Source organism: Geoalkalibacter ferrihydriticus DSM 17813 (genome assembly GCF_000820505.1).
GTDB lineage: Bacteria > Desulfobacterota > Desulfuromonadia > Desulfuromonadales > Geoalkalibacteraceae > Geoalkalibacter > Geoalkalibacter ferrihydriticus.
Map to the genome: position 1 here is coordinate 151123 of NZ_JWJD01000001.1, position 23208 is coordinate 174330.

The window sequence follows — 23208 nt, forward strand, 5'->3', positions numbered from 1 at the left end:
CCAAGGGGCGGGGTGCAAGCGCAAGGCAGCAAGCAACACCTCAGGATAAGTCAAAAAGATGTGCCATATCGCTGAGACTGTGCCGCGGTTGGCGCAGGCGAACGTAAAGCAAATTTGCTTGGCAGGAGATATTCAGGAACCGCTATTCGAGAGCGTGCCTGCCGCCAGTCTTTTCCTCCGAAAATGTATCCTGTTCAATGATGACGTTGTTGAGAGTAATTTGAGCACGATAGGGCCGATCGGGGTCGAGGCCGAGGGATTTGAACAGGCGGCTGACCTCACGTGGATTGCGGCCTAGGATTTGGTCGAGGGTAAAATCGAGGCGCATAAGACAGGTCTCCTTGGTCGAGCGGAAAAAGTGGCGTGGAGCATCATATGTCTTAATGCAAATGGTGGGCCATAAAAAGTTCAGAGTTCGCTCCATCCTTCAAAATTGCGTAACAGTTCGCACAAGACCTCGACTCGTTCGTGATCAAGGTTGAAGGTCAGCCCGCAAAAAGATTTGTAACAGTCAATGCGCGCCGCCAACTCCTCACCCCAGGCCGGGTCATAAAAACTCACCATGGCTGCCAGAAGCTGCTCTTCCCCTCCGCTCTCCCGGGCGAATACCTCTTCAACCTGGTCACGCAGGGGGCGCAGTTGATCCTTGTCGCGCGCCTCTTGCGTGGTTGCCGGTCCGAAAAGATGCCCACCGAGAAAATCGACTCCGCGTTTCCAGGCTGCGAGAAAGTTCTGGGTTTTGTCGGCGGATTGTTCAAGTACATTGAGAACATTGTCCTTGTTCATATCTGAACTCTCACTGGTTTACGATCTCCACCGTTCTATTTTAACGTATTCGTGCCAAAGCGCAGGAAGTTTATGGGAAAAAGGCGATGCGCGGGGGACAACTGCCTGTTATCCTTCTGAGACGGAAAACATTTTGTGTTGAAAATTTCCTGGGGGAGTGATGAGAAAAAAGTCCATCGTGGTTGTGGGCGCGGGCATGGCTGGCTTGAGTGCCGGGTATGCTTTGCGCAATCAGGGTTTTGAGGTCAGAGTGCTGGAGGCGGGCAGCCGCGTCGGCGGTCGCGCCAGTAGCGATTTCGTCGAAGATTGCGTGCTCGATCGGGGTGCGCAGTTTCTCTCGGATGGTTATGTCAATGTTTGCCGGCTGATCGATGAGTTAGACTTGCGCGACGAATTACGCCCAGCCAGCCCGTGGACTGCGGTGGTTCACGACGGCAAGGGGCGGGCGGTGAGTTCCGATCGTCCATGGAGCGTGAACACCAGCGGCCTTTTGGGGATGTCCGACGCCTTGGTTCTCGCCAACGGATCGCGGCAGATGTTCAAGGCAACCAGTGCCTTGCCCCTTGATGATTTCTCCCGCTGGGCGGATTTTGATGACGAGGTGGCCGATCAGTGGCTTATTCGCCAGTTTAATCCTCAGATTCTCGATTACATTTTTGAGCCCATGCTGCAAGGGTTCTATTTTCAGGAGCCGGAAGATCTGTCGCGTGCCCTGGCCATGCTGTTGTGGAATTTCGGCGGGCGCGGCAAGCAGCCCCGCGTTCTTCTTGGGGGCATGGAGGACTTTGCCGAGGCCTTGGCAAAAACGCTTGAGGTTCATTTGCGCTCTGCCGTTGAAGAGATTGAGGTCGAGGCCGATCAGGTCGTGGTTCGCACGGCCGAGGCCTGCTTTTCCGCCGACTATGTCGTGCTTGCTGTACCGGCACCCGTAGCGCAGGCACTTTATGCGCCCGTCGATGAGGTTGAGCGCAGGTTGTTGCTGACGCCTTATTCTTCGGCTGTGGCCCTGTCCCTGCTGATACCCGACGGTCTGCCCAAGAGCCCGATGCCGAGTGACGTTCACGCCATCATGATTCCGCGCCGCGAGCGTCGCATCCTTGGCAGCGTCATCTTGGCGTCGCGAAAATGTCCCATTCATGTCGATCGTGGAGAAATGCTTACCGTGATGCTCAGCGGCGCTGCGTCACAGCGCCTGCTCGATGCACCCTTAAGCGATATTCTTGCCGAGGTCGTTCCTGAACTCGAATCCTACTATCCTGGTCTCAAGGCACGCCTCGATATGGTGCGCGCCTACCGTTGGCGCGAGGCTTGCGCGGGAACTTCCGTCGGACGTTGTCGCGATCTGCAGGCCTATCGCGCCCAAGGTTCGCGCGGCCGGGTTTTAATGGCCGGAGATTACATGGGCGCACCGAACGTGGAGGGTGCCGTTGAAAGCGGTTTATGGGCGGCGCGAACAATTGCGGCCAAGGGTGATTGATACGCCGCAGATTTGGTGGGACTTGCTTGTAATTCGCAAAAAATCTGCTTGAATGACCAAGCACGGTGCTTTAATCCGCCATTATTTCTTTCGTCAGGGAGGTTCGTCATGTTCGGTCGTAAATTCGTATTATCGGTCGTTTTTTTGTGTGTGGTGCCGCTTGTCGCCGCGACTGCCTTCGCCAAGCCCTTTTCCCTTGAACCCCTGCCTTATGCATCTGACGCCCTTGAGCCCTATATCGATAAAATGACCATGGAGATCCACCACGGTCTTCACCACCAGGCCTACATCAACAATCTCAATGCCCAGGTGAAAAACTTTCCGCAGCTTGAAGGCATGTCCCTGGAAGAGATGATGGGGAAAATCTCGACCTTCAGCGCGGCGGTACGCAACAATGGCGGGGGGCATTACAACCACGATTTGTTCTGGAAGGTGATGGCACCGCCGGGGCAGGGTGGCGAACCCTCTTCCGAGTTGGTCAAGGCCATTGATAAGGCCTTCGGCACCATGGACGAGATGAAAAAGCAATTCAATCAGGCGGGCGCGACGCGCTTCGGCTCGGGTTGGGCCTGGCTGATCGTTACGGCGGACAAGGAACTGGCGGTCACCTCGACGGCGAATCAGGACAACCCGCTCATGGACATCGCCGAAGTCAAGGGAACCCCGATTCTCGCCCTCGATGTCTGGGAACACGCCTATTATCTGAGCTATCAGAACCGCCGGGGCGCCTACCTTGATTTCTGGTGGAACCTGGTGAACTGGAACGAAGTCAATCGCCGCTATGCGGAAGCTCTTCGCTAGTGCCTCGTGCAGTTAGTCCGTTCAGATAATTCTGAGCAATCTTGCCTGCTTGCTGGCAAGGCGCGTCGACGCAGGCCCGAATTAACCGCTCGAGGGATGAGGAAAGCACATTGCGTAATCGCTGCACAGACCACAGGCGGGCGCCTTGCACAGGCGCCCGCCTTGCTGTTCGCACACCTGCTTGTAAAGGTAGCGTTTCCAGCGCATGCCCTGATGGTTGGCTGCTGCGAGGGACGGCAGATGGCGGGCGATGGCGGCGCTGAGCTGGGGGCGCTCAAAAAGCCCCATGGCGACCCACAGGTGACCGGGACGGGCGGCGCGCGCCGTGAGGATTCGTACCAGCCAGCGAGCCATTTTGTACTGCGTTCCACTGCTGTTATTGGGGATGTGAGCCATCAGCAGTGCAAGAATATCGTCAGATTGTTCCGGCGCCAGGTGCGGGGCGGCCGTTACATAATCGCCGAGAAGGCCCGGAGGGATGTCGGGAAATAAGGTGTTGAGAATGTCCTCAAAATCCTCGTTGCTCAGGCCGAGAGCGGTGGCCGGCTGCTGAGATTCCTCTGTCGCTACGCACAACAGACAGGTGAACAGGTGGCGGTCGTGCGCATCGACGTGGGCAGGACAGGGGCTGTCCATCAGGGTGCGGTACAAAGGATCCGCCGCCGTCACACGTGGGCCGTGTGCTTCTTGGGGGGGCAGAATTTTCTCAATCCGGCGGCTGTCGACCCGAGCGGCATCCACCGCGGCGTGCAATGCTTCCACCGCCAGTTCGGAGCAATAGCCGCGTTCTTGTGGCAGCCCGCCGAGCAGTTTTTCCACTTCGATGCGGGAAAGCCTCGAGGCTTCATTCGGGGTGCGGTGCAGGGCCAGTTCGGCTGCCGCGGCACAGGCGGCCATGGAGAAACCGCAGCCGAAAACCTGGTAGCGCAATTCCTCAATACGATCCTCGCGGATGCGCAGGAAAAACCGCGCCGCCAACCGTTTGCCGGCCTCGTCTTCGCCCAGGCCGACTTCGCCGATGCCGTCGGCGTCGGGCAGGGTGCCGGCGCGTCGGTTGTCGGCCGCCCAGCGGCGGATGGTTTCGGTATAACCGGACATGGTTTTTTTACCCTTTTGCGAAATGTGTTCTCATGTGTTCGGCGGCGTTGGCCGCTTCAAAGAGAAAATAACTTCCGCCCTCGTAGAGCACATCGTTTTTCAGTTGATTTCCTACCTGCTCCCAATTGGGAAAGCCCCTCAACACAAGCCCCTTTCGATATCTGTCAGCCAACGCTTCGCAATGAAAGTTGCCGAGGATCATGTCGTATTCGTCGTGCAGAATTTCGGCGTCTTGCAAATCACCAACCAGAATCCGGGCGGCCTTGATCTCTGTGAGTTGAGGTGAGTCGACGCTGGCCACCGCCAGGGCAACGCGTCCTCCCGCTTCATGGAGTGCCTGGCAGATGCCGGCGATCTGATCAGGATCACCGGCCACCAGAAAGCGTGTTTGGCCAAGGGCAAAATGGCTATCGAGAAGCGCATCCTGGAGGCGCAGACGCCAGCGTACCACGGACGGATGAGGAACCTGCGTCGCGCTCTGCGCGAGCAGCATCGCGACCAGGGCATCGGTGGCTTCCAGGCCCTGGAGGTGGTCGAAATGAAAGGCCGCGGCGCCGGGATTTTTTTCCAGAAAAGCCGCGCCGCAGGGCTTCATCGAGGCGCCGACGGTGACCACCAGGCCCGCTTCTGCAAGGTTCTTGATGTCTTCCACCTCGATGCCGCCGCCGCTGAGGGCGCCTTGTTTTTGCCCGAGGTGTCCGTCCAGAGAGGTGGAAAGATCGGGCAGGGCATGAACTTCAAAGCCGAACAGGGTGATGAAATCCTTGATTTTCTCGACCTCGATGGGCTGCAGGCCGACGTGGGGTAGAAGCACCAGCTTGCCAGGTTTGATCTCTGTCGTCGGACGAACCAGTTGTCGAATCAGGGCGCGGGTCGCCAAGGCCCAGCCGCTTTCCAGGCCGCCCTCGTAGTCGGGGGTATTGACATGCACCAGGGGAACATCGATTTTTGCGGCGACGCCCGCAATGTCGTCGCCCTTGGTTTCGGTAAGCCCCGTGGTGTGCAGTCCGACCAGGCGGGGAGACACCTTGGCCGTGATGTTTTTCACCGCTTCAACGATGTTGTAATCGCCGCCATCGAGAATCGCGGTAATGTCGGTTACAGCGGTGGTTTGAATGGCGATGGGTTCGCTGAAATGACGTGTCAGAAACACCTTGGTAAAGGATGCGCAACCCAGGGCGCCGTGCATCAGCGGCATGCACCGATTGACCCCAAGAAACGCCAGCGCCGCGCCCATGGGTTGGGAGAGCTTAATGGGGTTGATCTGTAGAGGCTTATTGGCTTTACGTGTTACTTCTCCCATGGTGCCTCCTTTGCGACGATGGTGAAGACCGGATTCTCCAGGGCGTTTTTGACATCCTCTGCGAGGTTGAGCAGACCTTTGTAGCCGCCGTAGCTCTTTTTTTTCTCCTGGTTGACGTCGATAAAGGCGATGCGTTTCTTGATCGCCGTGTAGAGGCTGCGGCCTCCAGCCAAGAGCAGATGGGCGCCGGTCCGGTCGATGATCTGTGCCTGTTCGGTGCCTGGGTTGGTCATCAATACCCCATTTTCTCCCAGGTACTGCCGAGCTTTTTCCTTGTCGTCTTCCGTCGCCTTGCGCACCGAGGTGGCCACGACCTCGACGCCCAGATCCTGCAATGCCGAAGCAATGGACCAGGATTTGTTGCCGCCGGTGTTTAAAATCGCCTTCTTGCCTTGAAAGAGGCGGCGGTAGGGGGCAAGCTTCTCATCCAGCCAGGCCTCCTCGCGGGTCACCAGGATGCGGGTTCGCTCGCACAGGTCTTTATCGCCCAGGGCCTCGGCAAGGGCGAGCAATCCGTTGCTGGTGTCGCGCTTTCCGTAGAAGGAGAGGGAAATGAAGGGAATGCCGTATTGCTCCTGCATCTTGCGAGTCAGGGATATCAGCGACTTGGCGCAGACGATGACGTTGAGTCGGGCGCGGTGGGCGGTGCGGATATCGGCGATGCGGCCATCGCCGCTCAGGGTGGCGAGCACACGAATGCCGAGTTCTTCGAGCAGGGGCGTATATTGCCACATATCACCGGTGACGTTGTATTCACCAATCAGGTTGATGTCGAAAGGGGTGGTTTTTTCAGGTTCACGGGTTCCCACCAGGCTGGCCAGAACGGCTTCGCCGCCAAGGCGGCTGCCGAGATTCTTGCTGCCGACAAAGCCCGGTGCATGCACCGGAACCATGGGAATCCCATAGGTGTTTTGCGCCTGGCGACACACGGCATCGATGTCATCACCGATCAGGGCGGTCACGCAGGTGGCATAGACGAGGATGGCCTCAGGCGCATAATGCTGCATGATGTAGGCAATGGCGTCGCGCAGTTTGTCTTCGCCGCCGAACACCACATCGTTGGTCGAGATGTCCGTGGTGAAACCCATCTGCGTAAAGTCTCGACCGGAATAGCTGGTGGGCGTGGCGCGGGTCTCCCAGGACGCGCCGAGGCAGGTAATGGGACCATGGACCAGATGCACGGCATCGGCGTAGGGGAAAAGAGATATTTGCGCACCTTCAAAAGCACAACCGCCGGTCGTGGCACCGGGAGTCTGCGTGTTGCAGGCGCTTTTTTTAGTGGGGCTGTGCGCACAGGCGCTTTCAACGAGAAGCTCCTTGATTTTCGGCTTTTTTCCCAAAACCTAATCCTTTCTATTGAAGGCTGCCGGACAGCATGGGCTCGAATCCCTGTTGTGACTGCTGAATCAGTGTATCTGCAAGAGGTTCGCCAGAACGGATCAAAGGCTTTTTTGAGGAATTTCGAGGGGGGTGGGGTGTAAAGCTGGAGAAAATTCAGGCAGAGAGCCCATTAATTGGGCATTTGGATGCAGCAGGCCCCTGACCGCATAACCGGTCAGGGGCCTGAGATTTTATGCAGGATTTGCAGAAAACGTCAGCGACTGACGCGGATTTCAATGGTGCTCAAAATATTATCGAGAGTCGGGCGGTCAAGAGGATCTTTCAGGTGGTCGTTGGCATAGACCCAGAACCAGTAAGGCCGAGCGTATCCAACGATGCCCATGAACAGGTGCTCTTCGCCATCTTCAGTGTAATCGATCTTGAAATACTGAGCCTGTTGCGCGCCTTTGACCTGAGTCGCGCGGTGCTCCTCGGAAACTTTGGTCCATCCTTCGTCCGAGACGCCTTCGGCGGCATAGCGGGCCGAAAGGGCTACCGAGTCGGCAGAGGGATCGGACTGTCTGCGGCCGATGGGGGAGAAGCTGATCAGCACGTGGGCTTCGCTTTGCTCATTGAAAATCAGCAGATCGTTACTCGCCAGACGCTGGCGCGCTCCCCTCAGGGCTTCCTCCTGGGAGAGGCTGCGTCCGGCTCTTTCCGCATCTTCCAGCAGGTGTTCGGCAAGATGCTCCACCAGGGTCGGGCTCGCTTCGGTCGAGACAACCCAGGGTTCGGGGAGTTCGGGCAGCACTACGGCCAAGTCGCTGCGAATTTCATAGACTTTGGCCGAGACGCCGAGGGGCAGGAATAAAAGAATTGCCAGAACAAAAATGATACTTTTTCTCATAAGAGTCTCCTCAGGTTGAAGTTTCATGCAAAACAATACCATAAATTTATTTGTCCGCAGGGATAATAGGCTGGAATTATGCCCTTAGTTAAAAAAAATCAGAAAAGGGAGATTTTCCCTGGAATCAAAGGGAGTTATCATTAACGTTGGAATCTTGAAATAAACTTTCCTTTAGGTCGTTTGAATGATTGACCTATAGGACTTCATTGTGAGACATTAAGAAAAATTTTGAATTTTTCAAAATCTGCCCTATCTGACCTGGGTTCCGAACCCCGAGTGGATTGATGTTTCGACGCCGGCTTTCTTCACTGTTTTTGCTCATTTTCTTATGGGTTTTTCTGTTTTTTCCGGTGACCGGCACCTGCTGGGCGCAAGCCAGGGTTGCCGTGCTCTATCCTCAGGTTCAAGAACCCTTTCTTTCTGTATTCCAAAGCATTCTCAGAGGTGTTGAGTCTGATCCAGGTCTCAGCGTCCGATCCTTTTCCCTGCCTGAAAATTTGGATACCAAGGCCCTTGATGCCTGGCTTGAGGCTGAACAGGTTGATTCGGTTATTGTTCTGGGTCGTCAAGGCGCGCGGGCCGCGCAAGTCCTGAAGGGACCCTCAAAAATTATCGTCGGCGCATTGCCTGCCGCGGTACAAGGCCTTTCCGGCATCAGCCTGTCCCCCGCTCCAGAAGTCTTGTTCCGGCATCTCAGAGAACTGGCGCCCAAGGTCAGAGATATTCATGTCGTCTATTCCGAGGTCAATGCCTGGTTGATCCCCTGGGCTGAGTCCGCTGCTGCCGCTCAGGGGCTGGATTTTACCGCTTACCGGGTTCAGGATCTGCGCGAGGCGGTGCATGAATATCGCAACTTGCTGCAAACGTTGCGCGGTCCGTCACAAGCAATCTGGCTACCTCTGGATAACATCACAGCCGATGATGAGCTGGTACTGCCACTGGTTCTGCAGGGATCGCTCGAAAGAGGACTTGTGGTTTTTTCAAGCAAGCCCGCACATGCTCAACGTGGGGTTCTTTTTACCGTTTTTCCCGAGCATTTCGCCATGGGACAAAGTCTGGCGCGGATGGCCACTTCAGGTCAGCAATCCACCGGAATTGTTCCGCTGGCCGATGTGCAGTTGGCCGTTAACCTGCGTACGGCATTTCATCTTGGGTTGCGTTTCACCCCGCGCCAGCAAGAGAGATTTGATCTGGTTTTCCCAACCCGTTGAAGATTTGGTAATGATGCGCGCTTTCGCCGAGAAACGAAAATTATTTTCCAGTTTCCGCACACGCCTTCTGGGGATCGTGACATTGGGAATTCTCTGCCTGGCTTTGACTGCCGCCCTGATGACGGCCTGGGTGAGTGGTAATCGAACCCGTGCGCAGATGGTGGCCCAGGGGCTTCAGGTGACGGATACTCTTGCCGGACAAAGCGCGCTGGCTCTTCTGTTCGGTAGTCGCGAGAACGCTGAAAAACCTCTGCTGGCCATCATGGGATTTCCCCATGTCGATTATGCCGGAATCTTTGATCCGGACGGCCGGGCTCTGCTTATCGTCGGTGCCGATCACGCGTCCCTGCCACCCGTGCGACGCATCGCAGCGGGCGGGGTCCCCGCCCTGGCCCGCGAAACGCCTTTTTCCTGGCATTTTGTATCGCCGGTTTACGCAGGTTCTTCCAGCGAAATGTTAAATCCCACAGAATCTCCCTTCGATTTGGAGGCGCCGCCTAAAGAACTTCTCGGGTTTGCCTACGTGACCATGAACAAGCGAGCCCTGCATACCCTCAATATGGATATTTTCATCAACAACCTGATTATCGGCTTGTCTTTTGCCGCAGTCATTGTGTTCGGCCTGAATATCGGCATCAAACGCTTATTGCGACCGCTGGATGAATTATCGGCGCTCATGCGCGAAGCCGAAGAAAAAAACGGTTATGTGTTTGCCGATCTCAAAGGACCTGAAGAAATCACCCACATGGCCGGCGTGTTCAACCGCATGATGACCAGTTTGCAGGAGCGCGACCGGGGACTGCGCCAGCACAAGGCGGTTCTCCAGACCGAGGTGGCGCTGCGCACTCGCGAACTTGTGCAGGCCCGTGATGCCGCCTTGAGCGCCAATCGCTACAAATCCGAGTTTCTCTCCAGCATCAGTCACGAACTGCGTACCCCTTTGCAGGCGATCATCGGCTACGCCGACGTGGTCCGTGAAGATCTGGAAATGGAAGGCATGGATGCAAGTGCTCAGGAACTTGAGCGGGTGATTCACAACGCCAACCGCCTGTTGTCGCTGATCAATGATATTTTACTGTTGGCCAAGGCCGAAGCGGGTCGCATGGAGGTGCGGTTACAGAGCGTGGATTTGCATGTTTTGGTCAAGGATGCCGTTGAAACGATGCAACCCCTGCTGGCAACAAACGATAATCGTCTCTCGCTGGATATCCATGCCGAAGCGGATGTTGAAATCGACCGTGAAAAGCTTCTCCAGTCCCTGCTCAATCTGCTCAGTAACGCCGCCAAGTTTACCACTTCCGGCACAATAGCGCTTAAGGTGGCGCAGACGCCGCGGTTGTTGAAAATCCTGGTGGCCGATACCGGCATCGGTCTGACGTTGGAGCAGCAACGCATGATTTTTGAAGAATTCCGACAAGTCGATGGCAGCTACACCCGCAAGTTTGAGGGCACGGGGCTTGGTCTTACCATCACCAAGCGGTTCTGTGAAATGATGGGGGGAACCATCGATGTGCAGAGTGAACCAGGCCGCGGCTCGACCTTTACCATTTATATTCCCCTGCCTGTTTCTGTCGCCGGGGATGCGCCGGCTCAGGCAGGTGAGGAACAGTTAAGTTTTGATACGACTCTGTTCGAATCGGGAGATGGTTTGCAGTGAAGATGGATGCAGTGACTGGACCTCTGAAAGAGTTAATCCGTCATTTGCAGCAATGAAGGGGAGTGGCGCAGCCAGTGCAAAAGGAGGTAAATTCATGCGTAATGGGTTGATGTGCCTGGGGCTGACGGTCCTCCTATCCCTGCCTTGGAGCGGTTCGGCGCAAGCACTGGAGGGGTTGGACCCCGAATCCCCCATGCTTCAGGAGATGCGTGATTTTTACGGCGACGAAGCCTTTATCACCATTGCCACCGGCAGCCGCAAACCGATCTACAAGGCACCGGCCGTGGCCACGGTGATTACCTCCGCGGAAATCAAGGCCATGGGCGCGCGTAATCTCGACGAGGTGCTGGAAACCGTGGCCGGGCTGCATGTGGTGCCGTCCACTCAAGGACGTCTTGACTCGATCTACTCCATCCGCGGGATTCACACCAGCTTCAATCCTCAAGTGCTGGTGTTGATGAATGGTATTCCTTTCCCTCATTTCTCCGGGGGACGGCCCTTTCATTTCCGTCTGCCAGTGAACGCCATTGCTCGGGTGGAGGTTATTCGCGGCCCCGGCTCGGCGGTCTATGGCGCCGATGCTTTTGGCGGGGTGATCAATATCATTACCAAGGATGCCTCCGACATTCAGGGCACTGAGATCGGAGGTCGGGCAGGATCGTTTGATACCCAAGATCTATGGCTTCAACATGGCAGACCGTACGGTGAATGGGACCTTGCTTTCTCTCTGGAATGGCAAAAAAGCGCCGGCGACCGGGACCGTCGGATTGCAGCGGATCAACAGACCATTATCGATAACCGTTTTAACACGAACGCTTCACTTGCCCCTGGGGCCCTGAGTACCCGTTATGATGTGCTCGATACGCATTTGAATCTGAGTCGTGATAACTGGCAGTTGCGCTATTGGCTTTGGCGGCAACAGGATGCCGGGCTGGGGGCGGGCAGTGCCCTGGCGTTAGATCCCGTGGGCGAGGAAAGTCTGACTCAGCATCTCGTGGATTTAACCTATTCCACAGCTGATCTCGTTGCGGATTGGGACTTCCGTCTTAATGCACATTATCTGCATCGTGACAGCGAAAGCCGGTTTGTGGCGTTTCCGCCGGGCGCTATTCTCCCCATAGGAAGCGATGGCAATCTGAGTTTTTCCGAAACCGCCAATTCCGTGTTGTTTACCGAGGGAATGATCGGTAAACCCGTGGGTGAGGAAGACGGCGGCGGCATCGATTTCGCCGCGGTTTACACCGGCATGGCCGATCATCGCTGGCGAATTGGTGCTGGTGTCAAAAGCTTTAGATTCAAGCTTGAAAAAGAAGAAAAAAATTTTGGTCCTGGCGTTATCGATGGAACCAGACCGGTCGTTGATGGTACGTTAACGAACATAACAAACACCGAATTTGTCTTTTTGCGTGATGCTTCACGCACCGTCTGGTATCTGTCGCTGCAGGACGAATGGCAATTTGTGCCCAATTGGGAACTGACCGCTGGTGTTCGTTATGATCATTATTCGGACTTTGGCGACACGGTAAATCCGCGACTCGCTTTGGTTTGGGCCACTCGCCACGATCTGACCGCGAAAATTCTATATGGCCGAGCGTTTCGCGCTCCTTCATTCAGTGAACAGTTCTCCATTAACAATCCTGTGGGCTTGGGTAATCCCGATTTGGATCCTGAAACAATCGATACCCTCGAACTTTCCTTTGACTACAGGCCCACGTTTGATTTACAGACAAATCTTTCCGTGTTTGCTTATCGCGCCAGGGATTTAATTGAGTTTGCTGCCGATCCCGGAGGAACTACCCGGACGGCGCAGAATGCCCGGGATCAAGACGGGTATGGGTTTGAACTGGAAATGGATTGGCGGGCTCTCGATACACTGCGATTGCAGGGGTATTATGCCTGGCAGCGTTCCAAAGACGTGGAAACGAAGCAAAGGATTGCGGATGCACCTGGGCAAATGGTTTATTTAGCGGCGAAATGGGAATTTCTTCCAGAGTGGGAGATTTGCCCTCAATATCGATGGATCGGAAGCCGTAAACGTGCCATAAGCGACCCTCGAGGGGTTATAGACAACTATTCTCTGGTTGATGTGATTATTAGAAAAAATCGTATTTTTGGACTATTCGACACGGCCTTCGCGGTGCGCAATATTTTTGACGAGGATGCTCGCGAGCCGAGCAGCTCAGTCATTGCCGGTGACTACCCCCTTGAGGGCCGCCAAGCGTGGGCCGAAATCAGTTACAGGTTCTGAACATGAAATCAAAACATGAGAACATTACCAGTCGTGAGCAAATCTTTGCCCAGCGCCCAGCAACAAGGGTTTGGGAGGAACAATCCAGCGAAGAGAATCCTTACCTTGCATCGGCTCTTCGCTGTCATGGTTACGATCTTCATGAGCTAATGGAAAAGCGCAGCTTCATTGATGTCCTGTTTTTGCTATTTCGCGGGGAACTGCCAACCGGCGATCAATCTCAAATCTTGGAAAAGTTGATGATCGGTCTCATCAATCCCGGTCCTCGTCATCCGGCAACTCGCGCCGCCATGCATGCCGGGGTCGGAAAAACAAATCCCGCTCACATTCTGCCCATATCTTTGAGCATTATGGGAGGCGCCCACCAAGGCGCCGGCTGTATTGAACCAGCCATGCGTTTTTTTCGCCAGGCCGCAAAGCGTGATCCGAAAATCGTTTGTTGCGAATTGCTTCAAAGGGAAAAACGGCCAACTGAGGGTGATTGGCATCCCGTCCCGGGTTTTGGTAGCCGGTTTGGCGGTATAGATGAGATGCCAAGGAAACTAGCTGATCAATTGAGCCGACTTCCCGGCGCAGGCAAAGCGCTTTTGTGGGGATGTTCCTTCTCGGAAATCCTTCGCCCCTATGAAATAGGCTGGCAGTTTCCAGGTGTGGCAGCAGCGGTGTTGGCGGATATAGGTTTCCACCCCAGGGCAGGAGCCGGGCTTTTCCAATACTTTCAAGCTCCAGGTTTGCTCGCCCATGGCCTGGAAATGGTCAACAAACCCTTGACTGCCCTTCCTTTTCCGTCCGACGAAAACTATTTCATCGAGGTGGATTCCGATGGCCACTGATACCCGCTATTGGGACGAACGCCGTGGCAAGATACACTCCCTTAAGGGAGGGTGGGTCATGGGAAAGGGTGTTTTCTCTCATGGCTTTGAGATGAACAAGGACCTCATGGGAAAGGTTTCCTTTTTCCAGGTTCTGATTCTCAATGCCATCGGGCGACTGGTTGAAAAACCCCTGGCAGATTGGTTCGAAGCCATGCACGTCGGGCTGAGTTGGCCTGATGCACGTATCTGGTGCAACCAGATTGGCGCTCTAGGAGGCACCATGCGTTCGTCGGTGGTTGCCGCGACGGTTGCAGGAATATTGGCAGCGGATTCTCGTGCCTATGGTCAAGGAACCATTCTTGAAGGTTTCGCTTTTATCGAACGGGTCTTCAAGGGCGCAAGGAAGGGCAAAAGTGTAAAATACATCGTGGCGGAAGAGTGTGCCCGCCATGGTGGCAAACCGAAATTTATGGGATATTCCCGACCAATAGCCAAAGGCGATGAACGCTTGGCTGAATTTTTCAATATCCAGAAACGCCTAGGGTTTCCTGTCGGAGAACATCTTTCCTTGGCTTTGGAGATTGAGAAAGTTTTGCTTGAGGATTTTGATGAGGCCATGAACTTTAACGGCTACATCTGTGCTTTTCTGGCCGATCAGGGTTTGACGGCGCAGGAGGCCTATCAGGTGTGCGCGGTACTTGTGACCAGTGGCGTTACAGCCTGCTACGTCGATACTTTCGAACGACCTCCAGAATCTTTTTTGCCGATGCGTTGTGAAGACATTGACTATCAGGGCCCGCCACCGCGGCCGGTGCCATTGCCGGACGAGCGTTAATCCAGTTCAAACGACGAACGACTAAGGATTTTTCCCTGGCCGTTTGAGTTTTTGTTTTTTTTATCTTTCCAGCGTCTTCATGCGAAAACCCATGGGTTGAACCTCTTCGGGATCGATCTGTACGTCGAGAACAGTCGGACCGGATCGGCGGCAAAGTGCATCGAAATCGAGGTTGTCGAAATCCTCCATGGTGTGGATGTTGAGGCCAACAGCCCCCATGGCGCGGGCCATCTGTGCGAAATCCACCGGCGGCAACTCGAAACCCACGGGTTCGGCCCCTCCTAGACGTTGTCCGTGCTTGATCGTCCCCAGAGCTTGATCGTTAAGCACGACATAGATAACGGGCAATTTTTCCATCACTGCAACGGTTAGTTCCTGGCCACTCATCAGCCAACTACCGTCTCCAGTAAGGCAGACCACAGGTTCGGTCGGACAACCAACCGCGGTGCCGACGGCCGCCCCTATGCCCCAACCCATTGCGCCGAAACCCATTGCGATACGGTAAAGCCCTTGGCTTTTAGGCAGAAGATAGTGCATCGACCAGGCCCAGCAACTGCCCGCATCGATGATGAATCGTGTAGAGGCGGGAAATCTGATCGGCAAATCACGCATTAGCCGCTGTGGCTTGATAGGGACGGCATCGGAATGAAATTTTTCTGGTTCGTTGAGGGTCAAGTGATGAGGGGCACAGCGGGCATACACGAGGCGAAACCGCTGACGATGTTCTTTTTGCAGGCGCTCATTGAGGGCGCGAAAGATAGTATCAATGGTGCCGCAGACATGCAGGTGCGCAAGAGGCGCAAGATAGAAGTTTTCGGCAGTCACATCGATCTGGATCAGTTTTTCCTGAAATGCTTTGCTTTTCCCGAGTTTGCCGAAGGCCAACTCATCCATGCGCGTTCCGACTGCCAGGATCAGATCCACCTCTGCGCAATTGATGGTCCGGGCGGCACTTTCGTGGCCTCCGAAGCCGAGCACGCCGTGATACCGGGGGTGGTCATGGTCTGCCCAGCGCTTGCCCGCGGGCCCGCTGACGATATGGGCATTCGTGGCTTCGGCAAAGTCCGTAATGGGAGACATGGCGCCGCCGCAATCCTCACCGAGCACCAATACAATGCGCGAACTTTTTGCAACGGCATCGTAAAGAGCATCGATCGCCTGCTGATTGGTCATGTCGTGACTATTGAACAGGCTTTTGAACAAAGGGGTATAGGCATCAGCGCGCAGGCGCCGGGGTGAGGCCAATACATCCATGGGAATACTCAGATGGGCAGGCCCGGCGGGTGGACCCTGGGTCGCGAGGATGGCGGAGAGAAGTTTGCCTTCGAGTTGTCCGCGATGCGACACCAGGCTGCTGAAACGGGTGCATGATTGAAACATGGCCACTGTATTGACCGCCGTGCAGGAGGATTCCTGCAAAGTTCTTTTGCCGAATTGGGGCAGGGCGGTCTGGGCGGTCAGAACCAGCATCGGAATGTTGTCGGAATAGGCCGAAGCCACCCCGGTGATGAGGTTGGTCGCACCCGGCCCGGTGGTGGCGCAGCACACCCCGAGTTTGCCTGTTTCACGGGCGTAGCCGTCGGCCATGAACGCCGCCCCCGCCTCATGGCGGGCGACGATGGTGCGCAACCCGCCGCGCCGAGCGCTGCGCGCCATGGCGTTGTAGAGGGGTTCGATGGCGCCGCCGGGAACTCCGAAAATATATTCGACCCCGATGCCTTCCAGATACTCAACGACCAGGTCGCCTAACTCGGGTTGTCTTGCAGGTTCTGTCACAGGTGGTGTGTCGACAATTTCTGATACCCTGAAGTCACCCATAAAATTCTCCTCGATGTAATGACCATCAGCAACGGTAACTGTTCAGCAGGCACCGTGGAGCGCGGCGGCATCGCGTGCGGCAAAAACTCGCCTGCGGCTCAGACATTTGCCGCAACACTTTCGGACGTTGCAGTTGAACAGTTCCTGAATAATTTCCGACTTGCCGAGCGGGGTCCTAGGTTAGTCCGAGAGCATCCACCGGCAGGGGGCGGCCGATGTGATGGCCTTGTGCGTAATCAATACCCAATTTGGTCACAAGATCCAGCACCACCTGGTTGTGAACGAATTCGGCGATGGTTTTTTTGCCCAGGGTGGCGGCCACTTCACAGATGGAGCGCACCAGAACCTGGTCAATGGGATCGCGGTCGAGATTCCTGATAAAACTGCCGTCGACTTTAACGTAATCGGCGGGAAACTGCTTGAGGAAACCGAAGGTGCTGAAACCTGTGCCGAAATCATCCAGGGCGAATGCGCACCCCAGATCGTTGAGTTGAGTCATCATGTGCTGCGCACCGCTGATGTTGCTGATGCTGGCGCTTTCCGTCAGCTCAAACATCAGGCGGCGTGGTTCGACGCCGTGCCGGTGCAATTGCTCCTCTACCAGGGGCACCAGATCCAAATCGCTGAAAGCTTGCGCCGAGAGATTGACGGCGATGCGCCGCAATCCGGGGTAGTTCTTGAGGTGGTCGACGGCTTGTCGGATAACCTGGTGGTCGAGCAAGGTCATTTCGCCGGCGCTCTCGAGGGCTGGAATAAATTCACCGGGAGAAACGATGCCGCGCTCGGGCAGATCGAGGCGCACCAGAGCTTCGTAATGGACAATTTCACCGCTGGCGATATGCATGATGGGCTGAAAATACAGCAGCAGGCGATTATCCTCGATGGCGCGACGAAGATGCCGGACCCAGTTGAGCCTGGCACGCAAGGCGTCATTCTCCCGGTCTGCGGGGTCATAAATCTGGATGCGATTGCGGCCCCGCCGTTTTGCCGCATAAAGAGCGATGTCGGCTTGCTTGAGGTATTCTTCGGCGCTACCGGCGCTGCCGTCAATTTCACTGACGCCGACGCTGCAACTGAGTTCCAGGGATTGCCGCGCGTCCATTTGCAGCGAATGACCTTGAATGATCTGAGACATCTCGTTGGCCACTTGGCAAGCCTGTGTTAAATCGGCGTCGGGAATGAGAATGGCGAATTCGTCGCCGCCCAAGCGGCACAAAACGTCGGATCGGCGCAGTCGTGATTTCATCAACTCGGCAATTTCACGCAGGATGGCATCGCCGCGTTGGTGGCCGAAATTGTCGTTGATGACTTTGAAATGATCAATGTCCAGATACAGCAAGGCATGGCTGGCTTTGCCCCGGGCGCTGACCGCGGCCATACGACGCAGGGAGCCATTGAAGTAGTGGCGATTGTAAAGGCCGGTGACGCGATCATGCATGTTGAGAAAATCGAGTTGTTTCTGGGTTTTCTTGCGCTCGGAAATGTCGTCCAGGCAGCCGAAAATAGTGCGTCGGCCGCCTGGAGATACCATGGAATTGAGTCTGAACTCGACCCAGAGCACGGCACCCTGTTTGTCGAGCAGGCGCATCTCACCCTGAAGTTCGTGCAATTTGGCTGACAAAAGCGGTCGCAGACCGTCACCGTCGGGCAGCAGAAAAGAGGCGAGGGGCTTGTTCAGTGACTCGTCCAACGAGAAACCGGTAAGTTCGGTCCATGCCTGATTGAGAAAGGCAATTTCTCCATCATGATCGAGTTCGACCACGACCGTGCGCAGATTGTCCAGCAGACGCTGATGGGTTTGTGAAACCTGGTGAAAGGCTTCCGTGCGCTCCTTAACCTCGCGGACACGCGCGGCAAATTGCGCGTTGCTCACCAGATAATCTTCACGCCGCACAGCCAGTTCACACACGCGGCGCAACTGATCGGCCCTGAATGGCTTGGCGATGAAATCTGCGGCACCCTGATGCATGAGCTTTTCGGCCAGCTCGACACTGCTGAAGGCGGTCATGACGACCACCGGCTGGGCGTTGTCGAGTTTGAGGATTTCGGCAAGAACCTCTGGCCCGGACATCTCGGGAAGCATGGTATCGAGCAGCACAAGATCATGACGACGGGCGGTCCAGGCGGCTAGGCCAGAAGGGCCGTCCACAGCGATTTCGACGTCGAAACGGTGACTCAGTACGCGCTGGGCGATTTGCGCCGTATCGGGCGTGTCCTCCACGACCAGTACCGTTGGATTACGAAAGGCTTCCGTCGGGGTGTTCAGGCAGTTTTGCACCACCTGTGGCAGACGTTGATAATGTTCCAGGGCAACCAGCGCGTTCACGCCGAATTCGCGGGCGGTGGTTTCTGCAATGCGTTCACACCAGGTTTTGGCAACGACGATGATGGGGATATCACTTTTGCATCTGAAGACACCGCTGCGAATCAGGCGCGCCAACCGCCAGCCGTCGAGGCTGGGTACTTCGATGTCGGTAATCAGCAGATCAACAGGGGTCGTGCGAAGCATCTGTGAGGCGCTCAGTCCACACTGGCCTTCAGAGATATGCGTATATCCCGCTTCTTCCAGTAACCTGCGCAACATGCAGCGGATTTCCGCGGCGCTGTTGACCAAAAGGATATGGGAATTTGTGGGCATTGCAGAACTTCCGGAAAATTTTTCTCAATGATTTCATCATTAAAAGCATGAGGTGAGATTAAAAAATAGCTTTTATGAATCAGGCCTGTCAACCGCAAAAAAATAAATCCGGAGTTCTTTCGCTCAGGTGCGGTCGAGGCGCCGTAGTCCTGACTTTTTTGCTGCTTGCAGAGCGGCGCGGACACAGCGTGCAGTTTTCCAGCAGCTGCCGCGCACGGCGTGCGCGCTCGGCCAAAGCACCGTTCTGAAACAGGCGCAGATAGGCGGGCGTAAAGCCCTGCGTATCTGAGTTCATGGTCAATAGTAGGCCTCGCCGTAGTCCGGAATTTCCTCAAACCAGCTTGGCTGACGGCGCGCCTGGAGCAGTGCCATTTCAGCCTGGGCGATGATTTTATCGCGATCCTTGGGATAGCTACCGGCAAGGTTGAGGTTGTTGGAGATGTGATTGGAGCGCAGGATGGTGCGGCGCGGCTGCAGTTGCCTCACCAGAGTCAGCGCCTCCTGAATGATTTGCCCGTTGCTCAGGGGGCGAATGGCGGAGAAGTACGTGTCGTTGTGACGGCGGAACATGGTCAGCAGTGAAAAATATTCGGGAGATAGGGCGTTGATCCAATTGGCAGTGGCCAAGGCGTGCTCTGCGCTGCGTTCCTGTCCGGCGAGACCGAGAATGGCCGTCACCGATAGTTTTATCCCTGCTGCTTGCGCCTTGCGACATAATGCGAGCATCTCCTGGGCCGAAAAGCCCTTGCGGGCCAGTTGCAGTGTCGGGTCGTCACCGCTTTCCAGGCCGAAATAGAGAATGCGCACCTTTTTTTCCCTTAACTGCTCAAGATCATCCTGGGTTTTGGTCGTCAGGCTGTTAGGGGAGGCGTAAATTCCCACCCGGGTCAGATGGGGCAGAGTCGCGGCCAATTCATCGAGGATGGCAACCAGGTCGGCCTGGGGCGCAACCAGCGCATCACCGTCGGCAAGAAACACCCGCTGAATATCTTCCCGATGATGCCGGGGGATGGATCTGATCTCCGCAAGGGTTTCGGCGACAGGCCGTACCCGAAAGCGCTTCATCTTGTACATGCCGCAAAATCCGCAACTGTTCTGAGAACACCCGATGGTGGCCTGCAAAATCAATGAGCGAGCTTCAGACGGTGGGCGAAAAACGGGTTCTTCGTAATCGAAATAGTAATACATGGGACTCCGTGGTTGTTGTCGACAAAAATCGAAAAAAAAATGTACCTGTTCAGCTGCAATGTTGAGTGGCGCCGCAGGCTGAACGGTTACAAAAAGTATGTCCAGTTCCAGTGTCTTGCGCGCCCTCAAGTTTTTATTGGGGCAGGTTGGTCACCGCCTCGCGAATCTCACGCAGTTTTGCCTTGATGATCCGAGCGTTGTCCGGACCGATGCGAATCATGAGCTTCTGTCCCGCCGAGAGTGCTTCGAGTTCCGGGTCGACGAAGCGGTAACGGACCACGTGTTGTGCGACCCGTACAGGCTCGGTGACCTGGGGGGTGGCCAGTAGATGATCAATCACCGCGACCAGTCGATCGTTGAAATATCCCGTGGGATGACCCAATTGGCGGTACGCCTGCTGAAACAAAGGATAGAGACGCACATAGACGGCCACCGCCCGGCGAGTGTCGACGGCATCCACAAGTCTGACGAAGGTGCCGTAGCGGCGCTGATTCTGGGGGCTGATGACCTGCTCACCTTCAGGGCCTTCGACCATGAAAGAGCCGGGGGTGGGTTTGGTGGGCAGAAGCCGCACCGGTAGATCTTTTTGCGGCAAAGTATCGATTGTAACCGTGATGCGCTGAATGATGTTGTTGAGTACAAAAAGCTCACTCAACTCCTGCCCGGGGAAAAAACTGGCGAGGTGGTCCTGCATTTCCGCATCGCTTTCATTCAGGGTGGGCAGCGGCCGAATGGGTTCGACGGGCTCCGGGGTGGCCTCCTCCACAACCGGCGGAGGCACTTCCGGAACCGGATAACGCATGGCGGGCTCTTCGCGCGTTGGAAGTGGCTGGGTCGGTGTTTCCACCAGGGGTTGCGGCTCAGGATCACGATGCCGGGTGCCTTGCCAATAGAAAAACCCGGCAACTCCGACGAGAACCACAACGACCAGTGCGATCAATGTTTTTTGCATGGCTTTTTCCTTAGGGTGCTTGGTTGTGGAGTTTTATTTTTGTCCTCCGGATTGTCGTTGCTCAATCGATAAAAGGGGATAGTCTCTCAAAAACCCGGCGGTCGCTGAAAAAATTGATATAAGAGTATCGAGAATCCTCTTATTGGCAACTCCTTGCGTGCAAACTCCGGACAGGCAAAATTCTGCCAAGGCTGCAGCGTCTGTCCTTGGCGATGGCAGCACTGATTTCCGTGCGATTGGAAAAATTCAAGCATGAGGTAAAAGTTATGCCCGGCTCATTGAAGCTTTTGTTTGACCCTGCCAGAGAGCAGGAAGTGCATGAAAAACTTGCTCCCCTATTTGAAGCCCAGGAGGTTGAAATCCTCCCTTTTCTGCTCAAGGCGCTTCCTGAGTGGGGCGAAGACCAGAGGGTCGTCACATATCTCAGCGACGAGGATATGTATGAGCTTGTGCCCCTGGCAGCCGAACGGGGCTGGTGCCTGGGCTTGCTTCCCCATCCGGACATGGAGCATGCCTTGGCCGGCTATGGCATTGCAAAGAAACTCGAAGATGCGGTTGCCGATATTCTGGCCGAGCCCAAGGAGCGGCGCGTTGACCTGTTGTTCTGCAATGGTCGTCCGGTATTCCACTCGGTGGTTTCCGGTCAGGTATTCGGTTTACGCCCAGCCGCCGATGTGGAGGGCCTGAGCGTGAGATTTTCCAGCTTTCTCAAACGCCTGAAGGGTCTTGGCAAGCTGCGCCCACAGCTTTTTCAGATACTGACTCAACAGGAAAAAAACCTCGAAACCGCGGCGCTGGGTGTCGTGGTGGTCGAGCATGCGCGCAACTCGGTACTCTCGCGCAGTATCCTACCTGACACCAACATCAATGACGGCAAGCTGCATGCCCTGGTGCTGGCGCCGCGCAGCTTGATGGAGATGCTGCGTTTTTTGGTCAACGCCTTGTTTTTGGGCGGTCGCCGAGGGGGGCGGCGGGCTCCTTTTATCGGCCATATTCGCACGGGATGGTTGAAAATATCCAGCAATCAGCCTTTGGAGTATGTCCAGGACGGCGCCTGGCTGAGCAGCCAGGAGTTGGTCTTCGAGGTATCCTCCCGAGTGCTGCGCCTGATCCCCGGCCGCGACCTGGATATTGATGAAGGAGACATCTCGGATAAAGAGGTTTTCCGGATTCAGGCTCTTCCGGTCGGTGAAGCCTGCAAAGAATTGATGGCCAAGCCGCTGCCAATCATGTCCCATGCGGCAACCGAAGAGTTCCGTGATCTCTATGAACACCTCTGGGCGAACGCGCGAACGACGCCCCATTATCTCACCCTGACGGTGCTTGCCGCCCTTTTGGCAACCGTCGGCCTGTTCGCCGATTCTTCGCCGGTTATTATCGGCGCGATGATTCTAGCCCCTACCATGGGTCCCATCATTTCTCTTTCCATGGCCGTCGCCCGTCAGGACGCGGCGCTTCTTGGCAGTAGCCTGCGCACCCTGGGGCTTGGGATTGCGCTGGCATTGGGCTTTTCTGCCGTGGTCGGATGGCTGATGCCGCTGCGCGTGGTAACACCGGAAATCGCGGCGCGCCTGAGCCCGACCTTGCTGGACCTGGGCGTTGCGGTCATTTCGGGGATCGCCGGTGCCTATGCCCATGCCCGGGAGGAAGTGGTCAAGAGCCTGGCGGGCGTGGCTATCGCCGTAGCCCTGGTGCCGCCCCTGGCGGTCGCGGGCATCGGCATCGGCTGGATGAATTGGGAGGTTCTCTGGGGAGCTCTGCTGCTGTTTCTGACCAATCTCTCCGGTATTGTGTTGATGGGCACTCTAACTTTTCTGGTGTTGGGCTTCGCTCCCTTTCACCGCGCCAAACGTGGATTACTGTTATCCGTGCTGCTGGTTGGCCTGGTGTGCGTGCCGCTGGCGTTTGGTTTTGTACGCATGCAGCAAGAGCAGGCCATCGTGCGCGCTCTGGAAGGCATGGAGGTGCATAATGTGGTCCTCCGTGATGTCGCGGTACGCAGGGGAGAGCCGATTTATCTATCCATGCGCCTGCTGTCGGCGACATCCATCGACGATGTGGCACTTGACGAGATAAAAGCGGCGATTGAAGAGCGAATTGGTCGTAGCGCGGTGGTGGAGGCGGCTGTCGGGGTCAGACGGTGAACTTTCGGGG

The 23208-nt window shown here is 55.8% G+C and carries 18 protein-coding genes; 8 read left to right on the forward strand and 10 right to left on the reverse strand.

The features are described 5' to 3' along the window. Nucleotides 1–142: 142 nt before the first annotated feature. Together GFER_RS00775 and GFER_RS00780 are read right to left on the reverse strand one after the other, a co-directional pair. Nucleotides 143–328, reverse strand: coding sequence for a hypothetical protein (locus GFER_RS00775; RefSeq protein ID WP_040095197.1), 186 nt, complete (start codon nucleotides 326–328; stop codon nucleotides 143–145). 80 nt (nucleotides 329–408) lie between these two features. Further along, complete coding sequence (locus tag GFER_RS00780; protein ID WP_040095200.1) at nucleotides 409–786, reverse strand: hypothetical protein; 378 nt, start codon at nucleotides 784–786, stop codon at nucleotides 409–411. A gap of 160 nt (nucleotides 787–946) precedes the next feature. On the opposite strand from GFER_RS00780, the gene GFER_RS00785 reads away from it, so the two are divergent. Together GFER_RS00785 and GFER_RS00790 are read left to right on the forward strand one after the other, a co-directional pair. After that, nucleotides 947–2263, forward strand: a complete 1317-nt coding sequence (locus GFER_RS00785; protein ID WP_040095202.1) for a protoporphyrinogen/coproporphyrinogen oxidase — start codon at nucleotides 947–949, stop codon at nucleotides 2261–2263. Nucleotides 2264–2371: 108 nt separating this feature from the next. Beyond that, nucleotides 2372–3064 carry a superoxide dismutase gene (locus GFER_RS00790; protein ID WP_040095204.1) on the forward strand — a complete coding sequence of 231 codons (693 nt, stop codon included), beginning with the start codon at nucleotides 2372–2374 and terminating at the stop codon, nucleotides 3062–3064. Nucleotides 3065–3145: 81 nt separating this feature from the next. Here GFER_RS00790 and GFER_RS00795 read toward each other — a convergent pair whose 3' ends face one another. From GFER_RS00795 to GFER_RS00810, 4 genes are all read right to left on the reverse strand, one after another. Further along, nucleotides 3146–4162, reverse strand: a complete 1017-nt coding sequence (locus tag GFER_RS00795) for a nitrogen fixation protein NifQ (protein ID WP_040095206.1) — start codon at nucleotides 4160–4162, stop codon at nucleotides 3146–3148. 7 nt (nucleotides 4163–4169) lie between these two features. After that, nucleotides 4170–5465, reverse strand: a complete 1296-nt coding sequence (gene nifN / locus GFER_RS00800; protein ID WP_040095209.1) for a nitrogenase iron-molybdenum cofactor biosynthesis protein NifN — start codon at nucleotides 5463–5465, stop codon at nucleotides 4170–4172. Beyond that, a complete protein-coding gene (gene nifE, locus GFER_RS00805; RefSeq protein WP_040095212.1) occupies nucleotides 5453–6805 on the reverse strand; it encodes a nitrogenase iron-molybdenum cofactor biosynthesis protein NifE in 1353 nt (450 codons plus the stop codon). Before nifE ends, nifN begins: the two co-directional genes overlap by 13 nt. A 254-nt stretch (nucleotides 6806–7059) precedes the next feature. Then, nucleotides 7060–7692 (reverse strand): hypothetical protein, encoded by a 633-nt coding sequence (locus tag GFER_RS00810; protein WP_040095215.1) that lies wholly within the window; start codon nucleotides 7690–7692, stop codon nucleotides 7060–7062. Between the two features lie 497 nt (nucleotides 7693–8189). Here GFER_RS00810 and GFER_RS18965 point away from each other — a divergent pair, with 497 nt between their 5' ends. From GFER_RS18965 to GFER_RS00835, 5 genes are all read left to right on the forward strand, one after another. After that, nucleotides 8190–8903, forward strand: coding sequence for a type 1 periplasmic-binding domain-containing protein (locus GFER_RS18965; protein WP_161807368.1), 714 nt, complete (start codon nucleotides 8190–8192; stop codon nucleotides 8901–8903). Nucleotides 8904–8913: 10 nt separating this feature from the next. Continuing rightward, nucleotides 8914–10560 carry a sensor histidine kinase gene (locus GFER_RS00820; RefSeq protein ID WP_040095216.1) on the forward strand — a complete coding sequence of 549 codons (1647 nt, stop codon included), beginning with the start codon at nucleotides 8914–8916 and terminating at the stop codon, nucleotides 10558–10560. 94 nt (nucleotides 10561–10654) lie between these two features. After that, nucleotides 10655–12808 (forward strand): TonB-dependent receptor plug domain-containing protein, encoded by a 2154-nt coding sequence (locus tag GFER_RS00825; protein WP_052445823.1) that lies wholly within the window; start codon nucleotides 10655–10657, stop codon nucleotides 12806–12808. Between the two features lie 2 nt (nucleotides 12809–12810). Then, the gene (locus GFER_RS00830) at nucleotides 12811–13641 is read left to right on the forward strand and encodes a citrate synthase family protein (RefSeq protein ID WP_040095218.1); all 831 of its coding nucleotides are present in this window, start codon (nucleotides 12811–12813) and stop codon (nucleotides 13639–13641) included. 91 nt (nucleotides 13642–13732) lie between these two features. After that, a complete protein-coding gene (locus GFER_RS00835) occupies nucleotides 13733–14458 on the forward strand; it encodes a citrate synthase family protein (RefSeq protein ID WP_200889275.1) in 726 nt (241 codons plus the stop codon). A 60-nt stretch (nucleotides 14459–14518) separates the two neighbouring features. On the opposite strand, the gene GFER_RS00840 is transcribed toward GFER_RS00835, so the two are convergent. From GFER_RS00840 to GFER_RS00860, 4 genes are all read right to left on the reverse strand, one after another. Then, nucleotides 14519–16276, reverse strand: coding sequence for a thiamine pyrophosphate-binding protein (locus GFER_RS00840; protein ID WP_074669545.1), 1758 nt, complete (start codon nucleotides 16274–16276; stop codon nucleotides 14519–14521). A 175-nt stretch (nucleotides 16277–16451) separates the two neighbouring features. Then, nucleotides 16452–18914 (reverse strand): two-component system response regulator, encoded by a 2463-nt coding sequence (locus GFER_RS00845; protein WP_040095222.1) that lies wholly within the window; start codon nucleotides 18912–18914, stop codon nucleotides 16452–16454. Nucleotides 18915–19211: 297 nt separating this feature from the next. Beyond that, nucleotides 19212–20102 (reverse strand): radical SAM protein, encoded by an 891-nt coding sequence (locus GFER_RS00855; protein ID WP_040095226.1) that lies wholly within the window; start codon nucleotides 20100–20102, stop codon nucleotides 19212–19214. A gap of 133 nt (nucleotides 20103–20235) precedes the next feature. After that, nucleotides 20236–21054, reverse strand: coding sequence for a DUF3014 domain-containing protein (locus tag GFER_RS00860; RefSeq protein WP_040095228.1), 819 nt, complete (start codon nucleotides 21052–21054; stop codon nucleotides 20236–20238). A gap of 266 nt (nucleotides 21055–21320) precedes the next feature. Between GFER_RS00860 and GFER_RS00865 the strand changes: the two genes are divergently transcribed. Next, entirely contained in the window at nucleotides 21321–23198 is a 1878-nt protein-coding gene (locus tag GFER_RS00865; protein WP_040097091.1) for a DUF389 domain-containing protein, read from the forward strand. Nucleotides 23199–23208 lie beyond the last annotated feature (10 nt).

Bases quoted from the DNA above. Each gene is read 5' to 3' on its own strand.
- GFER_RS00775 (WP_040095197.1), bottom strand. From the start codon at position 328: ATGCGCCTCGATTTTACCCTCGACCAAATCCTAGGCCGCAATCCACGT.
- GFER_RS00780 (WP_040095200.1), bottom strand. From the start codon at position 786: ATGAACAAGGACAATGTTCTCAATGTACTTGAACAATCCGCCGACAAA.
- GFER_RS00785 (WP_040095202.1), top strand. From the start codon at position 947: ATGAGAAAAAAGTCCATCGTGGTTGTGGGCGCGGGCATGGCTGGCTTG.
- GFER_RS00790 (WP_040095204.1), top strand. From the start codon at position 2,372: ATGTTCGGTCGTAAATTCGTATTATCGGTCGTTTTTTTGTGTGTGGTG.
- GFER_RS00795 (WP_040095206.1), bottom strand. From the start codon at position 4,162: ATGTCCGGTTATACCGAAACCATCCGCCGCTGGGCGGCCGACAACCGA.
- nifN (WP_040095209.1), bottom strand. From the start codon at position 5,465: ATGGGAGAAGTAACACGTAAAGCCAATAAGCCTCTACAGATCAACCCC.
- GFER_RS00810 (WP_040095215.1), bottom strand. From the start codon at position 7,692: ATGAGAAAAAGTATCATTTTTGTTCTGGCAATTCTTTTATTCCTGCCC.
- GFER_RS00820 (WP_040095216.1), top strand. From the start codon at position 8,914: ATGATGCGCGCTTTCGCCGAGAAACGAAAATTATTTTCCAGTTTCCGC.
- GFER_RS00825 (WP_052445823.1), top strand. From the start codon at position 10,655: ATGCGTAATGGGTTGATGTGCCTGGGGCTGACGGTCCTCCTATCCCTG.
- GFER_RS00830 (WP_040095218.1), top strand. From the start codon at position 12,811: ATGAAATCAAAACATGAGAACATTACCAGTCGTGAGCAAATCTTTGCC.
- GFER_RS00835 (WP_200889275.1), top strand. From the start codon at position 13,733: ATGAACAAGGACCTCATGGGAAAGGTTTCCTTTTTCCAGGTTCTGATT.
- GFER_RS00840 (WP_074669545.1), bottom strand. From the start codon at position 16,276: ATGGGTGACTTCAGGGTATCAGAAATTGTCGACACACCACCTGTGACA.
- GFER_RS00845 (WP_040095222.1), bottom strand. From the start codon at position 18,914: ATGCCCACAAATTCCCATATCCTTTTGGTCAACAGCGCCGCGGAAATC.
- GFER_RS00855 (WP_040095226.1), bottom strand. From the start codon at position 20,102: ATGTATTACTATTTCGATTACGAAGAACCCGTTTTTCGCCCACCGTCT.
- GFER_RS00860 (WP_040095228.1), bottom strand. From the start codon at position 21,054: ATGCAAAAAACATTGATCGCACTGGTCGTTGTGGTTCTCGTCGGAGTT.
- GFER_RS00865 (WP_040097091.1), top strand. From the start codon at position 21,321: ATGCCCGGCTCATTGAAGCTTTTGTTTGACCCTGCCAGAGAGCAGGAA.